The 12,368-nt window shown below is 66.0% G+C and carries 14 protein-coding genes and 1 tRNA gene; 8 read left to right on the forward strand and 7 right to left on the reverse strand.

Annotated features, from left to right (window positions below):
- Positions 1–16: 16 nt before the first annotated feature.
- Entirely contained in the window at positions 17–427 is a 411-nt protein-coding gene (locus PT015_RS14960) for an HIT family protein (protein WP_285185432.1), read from the forward strand.
- Here the strand turns inward: PT015_RS14960 and PT015_RS14965 are convergent, their stop codons facing one another.
- The 3 genes from PT015_RS14965 to PT015_RS14975 are packed head-to-tail and all read right to left on the reverse strand — an operon-like array spanning position 428 to position 3,265.
- Positions 428–1,102: a hypothetical protein gene (locus PT015_RS14965; protein WP_285185434.1), complete on the reverse strand. Its 675-nt coding sequence runs from the start codon at positions 1,100–1,102 to the stop codon at positions 428–430.
- Complete coding sequence (locus PT015_RS14970) at positions 1,103–2,542, reverse strand: sensor histidine kinase (RefSeq protein WP_285185435.1); 1,440 nt, start codon at positions 2,540–2,542, stop codon at positions 1,103–1,105.
- 6 nt (positions 2,543–2,548) lie between these two features.
- Positions 2,549–3,265, reverse strand: a complete 717-nt coding sequence (locus PT015_RS14975) for a response regulator transcription factor (RefSeq protein WP_285185436.1) — start codon at positions 3,263–3,265, stop codon at positions 2,549–2,551.
- Between the two features lie 128 nt (positions 3,266–3,393).
- On the opposite strand from PT015_RS14975, the gene PT015_RS14980 reads away from it, so the two are divergent.
- Complete coding sequence (locus PT015_RS14980; RefSeq protein ID WP_285185438.1) at positions 3,394–4,137, forward strand: hypothetical protein; 744 nt, start codon at positions 3,394–3,396, stop codon at positions 4,135–4,137.
- Between the two features lie 28 nt (positions 4,138–4,165).
- On the opposite strand, the gene PT015_RS14985 is transcribed toward PT015_RS14980, so the two are convergent.
- From PT015_RS14985 to PT015_RS14995, 3 genes are all read right to left on the reverse strand, one after another.
- Positions 4,166–4,450: a hypothetical protein gene (locus PT015_RS14985; protein WP_285185439.1), complete on the reverse strand. Its 285-nt coding sequence runs from the start codon at positions 4,448–4,450 to the stop codon at positions 4,166–4,168.
- A 33-nt stretch (positions 4,451–4,483) separates the two neighbouring features.
- Positions 4,484–4,559, reverse strand: a tRNA-Thr gene (locus PT015_RS14990).
- A gap of 417 nt (positions 4,560–4,976) precedes the next feature.
- Complete coding sequence (locus tag PT015_RS14995) at positions 4,977–5,156, reverse strand: hypothetical protein (protein ID WP_285185441.1); 180 nt, start codon at positions 5,154–5,156, stop codon at positions 4,977–4,979.
- Between the two features lie 131 nt (positions 5,157–5,287).
- Between PT015_RS14995 and PT015_RS15000 the strand changes: the two genes are divergently transcribed.
- The 6 genes from PT015_RS15000 to PT015_RS15025 all read left to right on the forward strand — a co-directional run bounded on the left by PT015_RS15000 (position 5,288) and on the right by PT015_RS15025 (position 11,471).
- The gene (locus tag PT015_RS15000) at positions 5,288–5,899 is read left to right on the forward strand and encodes a hypothetical protein (protein WP_285185442.1); all 612 of its coding nucleotides are present in this window, start codon (positions 5,288–5,290) and stop codon (positions 5,897–5,899) included.
- Positions 5,900–6,340: 441 nt separating this feature from the next.
- Positions 6,341–6,874: a hypothetical protein gene (locus PT015_RS15005; RefSeq protein WP_285185444.1), complete on the forward strand. Its 534-nt coding sequence runs from the start codon at positions 6,341–6,343 to the stop codon at positions 6,872–6,874.
- Between the two features lie 80 nt (positions 6,875–6,954).
- A complete protein-coding gene (locus PT015_RS15010; RefSeq protein ID WP_285185446.1) occupies positions 6,955–7,815 on the forward strand; it encodes an HTTM domain-containing protein in 861 nt (286 codons plus the stop codon).
- A gap of 10 nt (positions 7,816–7,825) precedes the next feature.
- On the forward strand, positions 7,826–8,935 hold the full coding sequence (locus tag PT015_RS15015; protein WP_285185448.1) for a phosphotransferase: 1,110 nt from the start codon (positions 7,826–7,828) through the stop codon (positions 8,933–8,935).
- Between the two features lie 11 nt (positions 8,936–8,946).
- Positions 8,947–9,693 carry an MBL fold metallo-hydrolase gene (locus PT015_RS15020; RefSeq protein WP_285185449.1) on the forward strand — a complete coding sequence of 249 codons (747 nt, stop codon included), beginning with the start codon at positions 8,947–8,949 and terminating at the stop codon, positions 9,691–9,693.
- 221 nt (positions 9,694–9,914) lie between these two features.
- Positions 9,915–11,471: an LCP family protein gene (locus tag PT015_RS15025; RefSeq protein WP_285185450.1), complete on the forward strand. Its 1,557-nt coding sequence runs from the start codon at positions 9,915–9,917 to the stop codon at positions 11,469–11,471.
- Between the two features lies 1 nt (position 11,472).
- Here PT015_RS15025 and PT015_RS15030 read toward each other — a convergent pair whose 3' ends face one another.
- Positions 11,473–12,333, reverse strand: a complete 861-nt coding sequence (locus tag PT015_RS15030; protein WP_285185452.1) for an alpha/beta fold hydrolase — start codon at positions 12,331–12,333, stop codon at positions 11,473–11,475.
- Between the last annotated feature and the right edge of the window lie 35 nt (positions 12,334–12,368).

Raw genomic sequence — 12,368 nt, forward strand, 5'->3', positions numbered from 1 at the left:
CTCATATGCTGGAGCCATGTCGACCATATTCAGCAAGATCATCAACGGGGAACTGCCGGGCCGGTTCGTCTACGAGGACGACGAGGTCGTCGCCTTTCTGACGATCGAGCCGATGACGCAGGGGCACACGCTGGTGGTGCCGCGCGCCGAGATCGATCAGTGGCAGAGCATCGACCGCGGGGTGTTCGCCAAGGTCATGTCGGTCGCCCAGTTGATCGGTAAGGCCGTCACCCACGCGTTCGACGCAGACCGTGCCGGCCTCATCATCGCCGGCCTCGAGGTGCCACACCTACACGTGCACGTCTTTCCGGCCAAGAGCCTCAGCGACTTCGGCTTCGCGAACGTCGACCGCAGTCCGTCCGCGGAATCCCTCGACGAGGCTCAGTCGAAAATCACGGCGGCGTTGGTCGACCTGACGACGGGCTGATCAGCCACCGTCGCGGTGGCGGTGCTGGGTCCTGAACTGACCGGGGAATGTCAGGTGGGCGGATTTCGCCCACTCGTCCATCGAGTCGATGTCGATGCCGAACGTCGCCTTGTACGAGGCGCCGAGCAGGACGATGACGACCGCGTAGACGATCGCCATGACCGTGGCCAACTCCTGCCAGTCGTGGTTGACGAAGATCGGCACCACCACGCTGGCGACGGTGAGGGCGAGCACGATCGCGAGCAGTCCGCCGTAGGTGATGATGGACGCCGCGGCCATGGCATAACGCTTCTCGCGCAACAGGATCGGGATCTCGTTGACCAACCGCCCGCTGGTGTGGCCGAGCCAGAGCCGGGTCGGGTAGGTGATGCTGGGGATGTGATCGAGCAGCTTCTGTTCGAGGATCACCACCGCCTGGTTGTGCGCGAACAGCCGGCTGTTCAGCTGCGAATGCCACGCGATGACCAGCCACACCGGTATCGGAACCACGGGGACCAGCGCGTGCGGGACGGTGTCGGGCCGGGTCGCCCACGCCGCGCCGACGACCGTGGAGTAGGCCACCAGAATGCTGATCAGGGACAGCGCGTGCCCCAGAATGCTCTGCACCTCGGTGCGTTCCGCCTCGAACAGCGCTGCGATCGCAGGGACCGAATCCTCGCCGTCGGGCGTCGTCATCTACGCCCGTGCCGTCAAGGCGTGCGCGGGAATGTCGCTGATCCGCGGCAGGCTCACGTAGAAGCGGCAGCCCTGCCCCGGTGCCGTCGTCACGTTGACCGTTCCGCCGTGCGCCTGCACCAGCGAGTCGACGATCGACAGGCCCAGACCGCTGCCGCCACTGCTGCGAGTGCGCGACGAGTCGGTGCGGTAGAACCGCTCGAAGATTCGCAGCGCATCCTCCTTGGTCATGCCGGGCCCCTCGTCCACGACTTCGAGAATCGCGTCCTCGGCGGTGGTGCCGACCCGCACGATGATGTCGGCGGATTCCGGGGTGTGCTGCATCGCGTTGGTCATCAGGTTGCCGAGCACCTGGCGTAGTCGCGCCTCGTCACCGAGTACCTGCGGAGTACCGGGGCCGTCCACCACCTCGATGGCAATGGACCGGCTGGGCGACACCGCCTTTGCGTCGTGCACGGCGTCGGTGGCAAGCGCGAGCAGATCGACCCGCTTGCGCTCGATCGGGCGTTGCGCGTCCAGGCGGGCCAGCAGCAGGAGATCGTCGATCAGCAGGCCCATGCGGCGCGATTCGCTCTCGATGCGCGACATCACCATCTCCATGTCGCGCGCCGCACCCTGGCGGTACAGCTCGGCGAACCCGCGCATGGTGGTCAGCGGGGTGCGCAATTCGTGACTGGCGTCGGTGATGAACCGGCGCATCCGGTCCTCGGAGTTGACGGCCTTCTGCGCTGAGGCCTCCGACGAGGCCAACGCCTGTTGAATCTGCGCGAGCATTCCGTTCAGCGCCGCCGAGAGCCTGCCGACCTCGGTGCGCGAATCGCGTTCAGGCACACGGCGATCCAACTGCCCGGCAGCGATTGCGGCAGCCGTCTCTTCGACTTCCATCAACGGCTGTAGGCTCCGGTGCACCACCCACGACCCGGCGAGCCCGAGAACCAATAGCACCGCCGCACCGATGCCGAGTTGCAGCCAGGCCAGCGACCGCACGATGTGTTGAATCTCGGACAGGTCGTAGGCGACGGTGACGAGCCGGTTGGGCCCACGCATCGACACGACCCGCCACTGCACGCCGGAGTTGTCCACCGAGCCGACGGTGATCGGCTCGGGACCGACGTCACTATTGGAAGGCAGGACGGGTTCTGCGTGCCGGTCGTTGATGACGGTTCGGCCCCGACCGTCCGCGGCGAGGCTGCGCACGTAGAAATTCGACGGCGGCCGATCGAGGTTGGCGCCGTGCGGGATCTTTAGCGCGCCCCGGGGGGCCTGCGCCCACCCACGCGACGCCTCTTCCAGCGTCTGGTCGGCGCGTTGGATCAGGTGTTGACGCAGGATCGAGGTCACCGCGATGCCCGACGCCGTCAATCCCATCGCCACGAGTAGCAGGGTGGCGGCGACCAGCGCGACGCGCAGCGGCAGTTCGATCCGAATGTGGCGCGGCATAACGGGTTAGCGAGGCTCCCGCAGCACGTAGCCGACGCCGCGCAGGGTGTGCAATAGCCGCTTCTCACCGGTGTCGATCTTGCGGCGCAGGTACGACACGTACGACTCGACGACGTTGACATCACCGCCGAAGTCGTAGCGCCACACGTGATCCAGGATCTTCGGCTTGCTCAACACGGTTCCCGCGTTGATGACGAAGTAGCGCAACAAAGTGAACTCGGTGGGCGACAGCGAGACCGCCTCGCCGGCCTTCCACACCTCGTGGGTGTCCTCGTCGATTTCGATGTCGGCGAACGTGAGTCGCGCATTGCGACTCTCAGCGACGCCTTTTCCGGTGCGCCGCAGGATAACCCGCAGCCGGGCGACGACCTCCTCCAAGCTGAACGGCTTGGTCACGTAGTCGTCGCCGCCGAGCGTGAGGCCGGCGATCTTGTCCTGCAACGAATCCCGGGCAGTGAGGAACAGGGCGGGGGCGTCGATGCCGTCGGCGCGAAGCCGGCGCAGCACTCCGAAGCCGTCCATGCCGGGCATCATCACGTCGAGGATCACGGCGTCCGGCTTGACGTCGCGAGCCAGATCGAGCGCCGTCGCGCCGTTGGTCGCGGTGTACACCTCGAAGCCCTGGAACTTGAGGCTGACCGACAACAGTTCGACGATGTTGTCCTCGTCGTCGACGACGAGGACACGTGCTTCGGGGGCTGCTTCTGGCATCGCTGCTGACATGTCGTCAATTCCCTCCTACGTAGCTGAAGAATGGCTCCGAGCTGGCTGTGACCGAGCTGAGAGTTCGTTGTAAGACCGATCACGGTCAACCACCACGGGATGTGGGCCGGGCTGAATACACTCGTGGAATGAGTCTGGGCAAGAGTTTGGTGAGCCTCGCCACCGCGCCGGTGCGGGTCGGGCTCGCTGCGGCCGACGCGGGGGTGGGAATCGCGACCACCGCGCTCGGCATGGCCCACCGCAGCCTCGGCGAGACCGGCACGACGGCCGCGGGTAACCCGGTCGCGCACATGCTCGGCATCGACGACGCGATGGCCCGCGCCAACCGGCTGGCCCGGCTGCTGGATGACGACGCTCCGCTCGGACGGGCGATTGCCACCGACGGCCCGATCGACCGGCTACTACGCCCGGGCGGGGTCGTCGACATGCTGACCGCCGACGGCGGCCTGCTCGACCGGCTGACCGCGGAGGGCGGCGGGCTGGAACGCGCGCTGAAGCCGGGCGGCATGGTCGACCAGTTGACCGCGGACGACGGGCTGATCGAACGCGTCCTCGCCGAGGACGGGTTGGTCGATCGGCTGCTGTCCGAGGGCGGCCTGGTGGACAAGCTCACCGCCCGCAACGGGCCACTCGAGCAGCTCGCCGCCGTGGCAGACACCCTGAGTCGATTGGCCCCCGGCATGGAAGCCCTCGAGCCGGCCATCGCCACGCTGCAGGATGCCGTCAACGGCTTGACCATGGTGGTCAACCCCTTGAGCAACATCGCCGACCGGATCCCGTTGCCGGGCCGTCGGCCGGGCCGGCGCTCACCCACCCGGACCGTGCGGTCGCAACGGGTCATCGACCACGAGAGCTCGGGTCAGGACGACTGACCATCAGATCGGCGAGGTAAGCACGGCGTCAGTACGACTGACCGTTGGCGTAACGCTGTCGCCGGTAGTGGCGACCGCTGCCGCGGTTTCTCGCCTTATATGTCGGCAACTGGCTGTCGCAATTGGGACAAATGAGACGCAGATTTTCGCGGCGGTTATGGCCTTGATACGACATCCGGCCGCAAACTCCGCTGTCGAGCCACGCCTGCAGGAGCAGGCGTCGGCGGTGCGACTGTTGACATGCGTTGGTGCAGAAGACTTTTGGTCGGCGACCTACAAAATCGGCCCCGCTTCCGAGACAGCAAGTCGACATGGGAAGGACGCTATTCCTCGACACCGACACGACTGGAGCCGCGTGAGAGACTCGAACTCTCGACCCTCGCTTTACAAGAGCGATGCTCTACCAACTGAGCTAACGCGGCCGGGCTTGGCTGGATGAGCCACGGCGATTCTACGACGGATGGGTGTCCTCATCGCATGTGCCGGCTGACGCCGGCGATGGGGGCGAGCCAACTGGGCGTTGCTAGTCGCGAAATACTGTCGATAAGGCCGAGGTCTCGACAGCAGAGGATTTCTCATGAACTATCTCCGTCTCGCGTGTGCGCTGGGCGCTGTGTTGGCGGCTGCCGTCGTCCCGCTGCAGGCTCACGCCGATCCGCCGGTGCCGCCGGGGCAGCCGGTGAAGTGCTTGACCAACAGTCCCAAAAAGCAGGTTCTGGTTCCCTGCGATCTGCTCAACGCGGGCGCCAACTTCCCGCCGGGGTACCGGTGCCCGCCGCCGCTCGAGCAGTACACAGAGGATGTGCAGGGTTGGTGTGGCGTGGGGCCCGGTCTGGGGGTCACGCCCCCGGGCCCTGCGGTTCCGGCAGGTCCGACCAGCCCCACATCGCCGACGAGCCCGACGTCTCCAACCAGTCCGACGTCCCCGACGTCTCCGACGAGCCCCACGTCCCCGACCAAGCCGGCGAGCCCGAGCCCATCACCAAGTTCGGGGTCCACGCCCAGCCCGTCTCCGTCACCGAGTTCGGGCGGCACACGCTAAGGGCGTCTGGCTTCACGCCCGCTAAGGTTCGCTCAGCAGGTGCCCAGTTGCTTACATTTCTGACCGCTGCCGGTAGTTGTCCCAGTCGACGAGCCAGTTGTCGAACCCGTGCTGGAGCCGGTGGTCGAACCGGTTGTGCTTGCAGTGGTCGAGCCGGTCGTCGTCCCAGTGGTCGAGCCGGTCGTCGTCCCGGTAGTAGAACCAGTTGTCGACGCAGTGGTCGAACCCGTGGTGCTGCCTGTCGTTGAACCGGTGGTGGTGCCATTTGTCGACCCCGTGGTGCTCCCGGTCGTCGAGCCCGTCGTCGACGCCGTGGTGCTCCCGGTCGTCGAGCCCGTCGTCGACGCCGTCGTCGATCCCGACGACCCTTTGCCGTTCGTATTCTCCGGACCGTTGGTGTTGCCCGGCCCGTTCGAATTGCCGTGGCCGGGCGGCCCGACCGGGATCGGGACGGGGATCGGGACGAAGATCGGAGGCGGGGCGGGAGCAAATGCCGGCGGTGGCGGCTCCGCCGGCTGCGGAACACCGGGCGCGGCCGGCGCTGGGACATACGGCGCGGCAGGCGCGGGTGCAATGGCAGCAGGTGCCGGCACGAGGGGTGCGGCCGGGGCGGGCACGATCGCGGCCGGAGCCGGCGCGATCGGGGCGGCGGGCGCCGGAACGACTGCCGCCGGCGCCGGCCCGGGCGGCGCTGCCGGTGGAGGCGGCCCCGTCACCTGACTGGAATTGGTGAGCGTGTAGGCGAGTCCGCCGCCGGCAAGGGCCACCGCAACCACCGAGGCTGCGAACAAGTAGGTCGGCAGGCGCGAACCGGCATCGGAGGTTGCCGGTGTGTTTCGTCTGGCGTTCATAGTCGCGTCCTTCACGACGTGGCGAATAACTCCCACCCTGCCGCCATGAAACACCGCCCCGGGGCAAGCCGGAGCATTTCTGCAATATTTGCCGACACCGCTTGATCGCCGCTCCTGCACAAGGCTTTGGTGAATGGATTACCAACAATTCGGGCGGTACCAATCACGGCGTCTCTTACAGAGAATTGAGATTCAAGCCGGTGCCGGACAGCGGCAGGTCTAGCGCCGCGCTATTTGCGCAACAGCCGCCCGGCGACGATTAAAATGTATTTGCTCCGTGGCCGCGCCAGGGCATGGAAATGTAGGTGAAATGCAGCAGACACCCGAATCGGAGGTAGCGCCCAATCCTCGTCGCATCCGCAATGCGGCGACCAGTGCGCTGATCATTGTCTTCCTGCTAACGGGCGTGGCGTGGAATCTGCCCGACGCCGCAATAACACGGGCGATAGCCCCAATCCTTCGGCCCATTGCGCTACCCCTCGGGCTCGACCAGAGTTGGTCGATGTATGCGCCGAATCCACCACGGCAGCAAGAGAATATCGAAGTGCATGTCACGATGGCGGACGGTTCCGACCGGGCGTGGACGCTTCCTCAGCTCAATCCCGTTCTAGGAGTAGAACTTTCGCACCGCTGGCGCAAAGTCAAAGAGACGCTGGTGACCGACCGGCAGTCGCGCGCGGACTTCGCCCACTGGGTCGTCCGCGAACTGAGCCGCCCCGGTGACCACCCCCGCCGCGTCGAGATGATCCTGCGGACGGAGTCGATTTCACCACCCGGCACGAACGAGCCCCGACACACGGGTGCCGAATCGTTGTACATCGAATCGTTGGCCAACGACCGATGACGGCGATCGCACACTCGACGCGCACGCAGCTGTCATCCATTGGCCAAGCGTGGCAATCGTTTTGGTTCGAGCCCCAGCCGATGTACACGCTTGGCCTGATCCGAATGGCGTTCGGCGGGCTCGCGCTGCTGTGGAGCCTGTGGCTGTGGCCGATGCGCCACGGATTGCTGGACCCGCACGGAACGACGCCCGCACCGCCCTCGATCGCGTACACCTGGGGCGTTTTTCAGCTGTGGAACAGCGACCTCGCCATGGTCATCGGAATGATCGTGCTTGCGCTGGCGGCAGTCGCATTGCTGGTCGGCTGGCACAGCAGACCGGCGGCCATCGTCGCGTTTATTCTCATTTTGTCCTTCGAGCGACGGGTGCCGTCGGCCTTCAACGCGGGCGACGTTCTGGTTCGGATCGAAGCGTTGCTGCTCGCCGTATCGCCCTGTGGGGCCGCACTATCGCTCGACCAACGACGGCGTACGGGGTCGTTCTGGTCGGCGCAGACACGAGCACACTGGCCGATTCGCCTGATGCAGGTTCAGCTGTCGCTCATCTATCTCGCAGCGGCTCGCTCGAAATTGGCTGGGGAGACCTGGCTGGACGGCACCGCCGTCTCGTACGCGCTACGGGTCGAGGACATGCAACGCGTGCCGGTACCGCGATGGTTGGTGGAAAACCCCATGATCATGAACGTCGCGACCTGGGGCGCCATCGCGATCGAGGTATCAATCGCGATCCTGGTGTGGTCGCCACGTTTTCGACCGTTTGTGCTGACCGCCGGCGTCGTGATGCACGCGCTCATCGACCTCCACATCCAAATCGGCATCTTCAGCTACGCGACCTACGTCATGTACATCGCTTGGATCTCCCCCGAGACGGTGCGGAATTTGCCGGATAGAATTCGAGCTCGCCGTCAGCAGGTGCCTTTACAGAAGGCCCGACTTTTGTAATGCTGCATCGGTGAGCAACGTCGCCGCGGGATTCGGCTTGGCCGCACACGTGAGCCGCGGCATCCAGCGGGTAGTGACCGATGCCGCGCTCGGCCGATTTCGCTCGCTCCCGCGCTCGATCAATGAGCTTGACGCGCAAGCACTCTCGACGATCATGGGCCGCCGCGTCGCATCGGTGTCGGTGATCGGCGGCGACGCCGGCACATCGTCGCGCGCTCGATTGGCACTGACCGGGGACGGCGTCCCCGCCTCGGTGTTCGTCAAGATGCCCGCCGAGACGGTCGCGACCCGGCTGATGGGCGAACTGGGCCGACTGGCCCACACCGAGGTGATGTTCTACCGCGAACTCGCGCCGCAGCTGACCGGCCTGCCCACGTCATACGGGTCGGCCTTCGACTCGCTGACCGGTCGCTTCGTGCTGGTCCTCGAAGACCTCGCGGTCGACCCCTGCGTATTTCCGGACACGTTGCATCCACTCGACCAAGACCAGGCGGCCACGATCGTCGAGTTGCTGGCCACGCTGCATGCGACGTTCTGGGGCAAGACAACCCGGTGGGTGTACTCCGCCTCCGGCGACGACACCTCGCTGCTGACCGGCCCGCTGCTCAATACCTCGGCCCGTCGGCTTGGAGAGCGAACAGATATTCCTGTCGAGGACGGCCGGTTCATCATCGACAACTATCGCACCGTCGCGAAACTCATTGATGCGCAACCGAACACGGTGATGCACGGCGACGCCCATCCCGGCAACGTCTATTTCCGCAACGGCGAGGCCGGGCTGCTCGACTGGCAGGCCGTGCGGCGGGGGCACCCGGGTCGGGAGCTGTCCTACACGCTCGTCACCGGCATGACCACCGCCGACCGCCGGTCCAGCGAACGCGAGCTGCTGGGCACCTACCGGCACGCCCTGGCCGCCGCCGGTGGTCCGGAGCTGAACGCCGACGACCTCCTGCTGCGCTACCGGCAGGGTGCGCTGTACGCCTATGTGGCACCGCTGATCACCGCGGGCATGGGTGGCATGCAGGACGAAGGCATTGCGCTGGAAGGGGTTCGACGCGGTGTGGCCGCGCTGAACGATCTGGAGACCGTCGCCGCACTCCGGCTATCCTTGGGGTCGTAGATTCTTTACCCATGCGACTGACGGTGCTCGGCAGCGGTGGATGGATTCCCACCAGCTCCCGCCAGACCAGCTGCTACCTGATCACCTCTGGGACCGAGGCTTTAATACTCGACGCGGGAACGGGTTTCGGTGCGCTGCACATCAACCCGTCCCTGCTCGACGGCATCGAGTCGGTGACCGTGGCGCTCAGCCACTTTCACCTCGACCATGTCACCGGCCTCGGGTTCGTCAGCGCACGCGCACTGGGCGGCAGGGAACTGACCATCGCCGGCCCGGGCTCGATGGCGTACGGCCGACCCACTCGCTCGATCGTCGAGGAGCAACTCCTCGCGGTCCCCTTCCAGACGTCGTCCCCGCTGGCATCGGCGCGCTGGGCGGAGCTGGGCTGGGACAGCCTGGGCTTCGCCGGTCTCGAGATCCGGACCTGGGAGCAGATCCGCCACCCCCTGCCGTCGGCGGGATTGCGGATCGGCGATCGCGTCGCCTACTGCACCGACACGGAATTCGACCCGAACACCATCCGCAAGGTGGCCGGTGTGGGGACCCTGCTCCACGAGGCGTGGGAGCCGCAGGACGCCGAGCGGGGCCACACCTCGGGTGATGAAGCCGGCGCTATCGCCATCGAGGCCGGGGTGTCGCGCCTGCTGATCACCCACCTCCACCCGCTCCCGGGCGTGGCCGAACGCACCGCGCAGGCGGCCCAAACCCGCTTCGACGCCGCACTGCCCGCCGCCGACGGGACGATTCTCGAGCTCTAGCGGCACGATTTGGCCACAATTGGTACGCCCGCACAGGAACGCTGCCAGGAGCTATCGCCGCTGTTCAGGACCTTTTTGACGAAGCTGACAAATAGATGCGGTTAACTGGGTCACAGAACGCGGCCGAACAAGCTGCCGCATACTAGACGGCAAGTACCAATCAGCGCCCGAGCACAGTCACCCCGGTCTGGCGCAGACCCTCGAACACAGCCGAGATTGTGATGGGAACCCTGCAGCAATCCAACCCGAAGCATCGCCTGCACGCGACGCCGCCTCAGCCGCGGCGCCACTCACTGGCGCATGCGATCGGCGCGATCGTCGCGGTGGGGGCCCTGCTGATGACCGGGTCGGGTTACTGGATGGCTCATGGCGTACTCAGCGGCATCACCGTCTCGCAGGCGTTGAGCCCCGAGGACCCCAAATCCACCGGCGACGGCATGAACATCCTGCTGATCGGCCTCGACTCCCGTAAAGACCAGAACGGCGACGATCTGCCGTGGAGTGTGCTGAAGCATCTGCATGCCGGTGACTCCGACGACGGCGGCTACAACACCAACACGTTGATCCTGGCGCACATCGGCCCCGACGACAAAGTGTCCGCGTTCTCGATACCCCGCGACGACTGGGTCTCCTGGAACGGCGTGCCCGGCTACAACCACATCAAGATCAAAGAGGCGTACGGGCTCACCAAGCAGTACGTCGAGCAGAAGATGATCGACAAGGGCGTCAGCGACCAGAAGCAGCTGGAAACCAAGGGCCGCGAGGCCGCCCGCGCCGCCACGCTGAAGGCGGTACGCAAGCTGACCGGGGCGCCGATCGACTACTTCGCCGAGGTCAACCTCGCCGGTTTCTACGACCTGGCCAACAGCCTCGGCGGTATCGAGGTCTGCCTCAAGCACGCGGTGTATGACGACTACTCCGGGGCCGACTTCCCCGCCGGTCGTCAGACGCTGGATGCCGCACAGGCACTGGCGTTCGTCCGCCAGCGCCACGGCCTGGACAACGGCGATCTGGACCGCACGCACCGCCAGCAGGCCTTCCTGTCCTCGGTCATGCGACAACTCCAGGACAGCGGCACGTTCACCAACATCGGCAAGCTCAAAGACCTGATGGCGGTCGCCCGCAAGGACGTCGTGCTGTCAGCCGGCTGGGACGAAGGCATGTTCCGCAAGATGGGCGCACTCGCCGGCGGTTCCATGGAATACCGCACCCTGCCCGTGGTGCGCTACGACAACATCAACGGCCAGGACGTGAACATCGTCGACCCCGCGGCGATCAAGACCGAAGTGGCGGCGGCCTTCGGCTCGTCGACGACCTCGAGCACGACACTCGATGCGCCCAGCCCGTCGACCGTGGTCGACGTCGTGAATGCCAGCAGCACCAGTGGTCTCGCGAGCAAGGTGGCCCGCACGCTCAAGCACGACGGCTACACCACCGGCTCGGTCCGCGACCGGGTCAAGGGCGAACCCACCTCCACCACAATCGAATACGCCCCCGGTGCCGATAACGATGCGAAGGAAGTGGCCAGCCTGCTCGGCATCGACGCGCCCGACAAACCGAATCGCAGTTTGCAGTTCGGTCACGTCGAGGTGGTGGTCGACGACAGCTTCTCCGTCCCCGCACAGGACGAGGCGTTGTCGGACTCGACGAGTGAAACCACCACGACGCCAGATCTTTACGGCAATTTCAAGTGGCGATCCAGCGTGACGACCAGTGCCGATCCGATCCCCGATCGCGGTGCGCCGATTGACGGCGGCGGCGTGCCCTGCGTCAACTGACCTACTTCCGCAGCAGGAACGCCAACACCGCGCTCTCGAAGGCCTCTTTCGCCTCGATCATCGCCCAGTGACCGCAATTCGGGAAGACGTGCAGTTCCGCGTTGGGGATGGTCCGCATCGGCAGTAGTGCCATGTCCAGCGGACTGACCCGGTCGTCACGACCCCAGGTGATCAGCGTGGGCGCCTGCACCCGATGCATCACCGCCCACGGCTGCGGCCCCTTGGACGCCTCCACGGCCTTCATCATCTGAGCGAAGGCTTCCTTGCCGTACATCCGCCGTGCGCCGGCCAGCGTCGCCGGGTCGGTGGCGTGAGTCCACCGCTCCTCGATCAGTTCCTCGGTCACGACGGCCGGGTCGTAGACCATCGAATGCAGCCACCGCACAAGGCCTTCGCGGCTCGGATCATCGGTGAAGTCCTGCAGCAGCCGGATGCCTTCAGCGGGACCGGGGCTCAGCAGGTTGCGCCCGATACCGCCGATCGTCACCAGCCGGCGCACCCGATCGGGGTGCGCGATCGCGTAGTTGATGCCCACGCCGCCACCCATCGAGTTACCAAGGATGTCAACGGTTTTCAGGCCGAGTTCGTCGACGAAGCGCACCACCGCGTCCAACGCGGTGATCATCGGGTGGCCACCGAAGTCGTCGCTGACGCCGAAGCCGGGAAATTCCAGCACCAGACAGCGGAAGAACTCGGCGAAGGTGCCGAGGACGCCGCGAAAGTTCCGCCAGCCCGTCACACCGGGGCCGGATCCGTGCAGCAGCAACAGCACCGGACCGTCGGCTGGACCGGCTTCGTGATAGCGCAGAACGCCTGGCTCCGTGGCGATTTCGCGCAGGGTGCCCTCGTAGTCAGTGCTCACCGGCGGCGCTCCTCCTCATCGCTGCGCTCTGCATC

Origin of the sequence: Candidatus Mycobacterium wuenschmannii, assembly GCF_030252325.1 — a bacterium.
In the GTDB taxonomy this organism is placed as follows: Bacteria; Actinomycetota; Actinomycetes; order Mycobacteriales; family Mycobacteriaceae; genus Mycobacterium; species Mycobacterium wuenschmannii.

Coding starts and splice junctions, on each gene's coding strand:
- PT015_RS14960 (WP_285185432.1), top strand. CDS start 17: ATGTCGACCATATTCAGCAAGATCATCAACGGGGAACTGCCGGGCCGG.
- PT015_RS14965 (WP_285185434.1), bottom strand. CDS start 1,102: ATGACGACGCCCGACGGCGAGGATTCGGTCCCTGCGATCGCAGCGCTG.
- PT015_RS14970 (WP_285185435.1), bottom strand. CDS start 2,542: ATGCCGCGCCACATTCGGATCGAACTGCCGCTGCGCGTCGCGCTGGTC.
- PT015_RS14975 (WP_285185436.1), bottom strand. CDS start 3,265: ATGTCAGCAGCGATGCCAGAAGCAGCCCCCGAAGCACGTGTCCTCGTC.
- PT015_RS14980 (WP_285185438.1), top strand. CDS start 3,394: ATGAGTCTGGGCAAGAGTTTGGTGAGCCTCGCCACCGCGCCGGTGCGG.
- PT015_RS14985 (WP_285185439.1), bottom strand. CDS start 4,450: ATGTCGACTTGCTGTCTCGGAAGCGGGGCCGATTTTGTAGGTCGCCGA.
- PT015_RS15005 (WP_285185444.1), top strand. CDS start 6,341: ATGCAGCAGACACCCGAATCGGAGGTAGCGCCCAATCCTCGTCGCATC.
- PT015_RS15010 (WP_285185446.1), top strand. CDS start 6,955: ATGTACACGCTTGGCCTGATCCGAATGGCGTTCGGCGGGCTCGCGCTG.
- PT015_RS15020 (WP_285185449.1), top strand. CDS start 8,947: ATGCGACTGACGGTGCTCGGCAGCGGTGGATGGATTCCCACCAGCTCC.
- PT015_RS15025 (WP_285185450.1), top strand. CDS start 9,915: ATGGGAACCCTGCAGCAATCCAACCCGAAGCATCGCCTGCACGCGACG.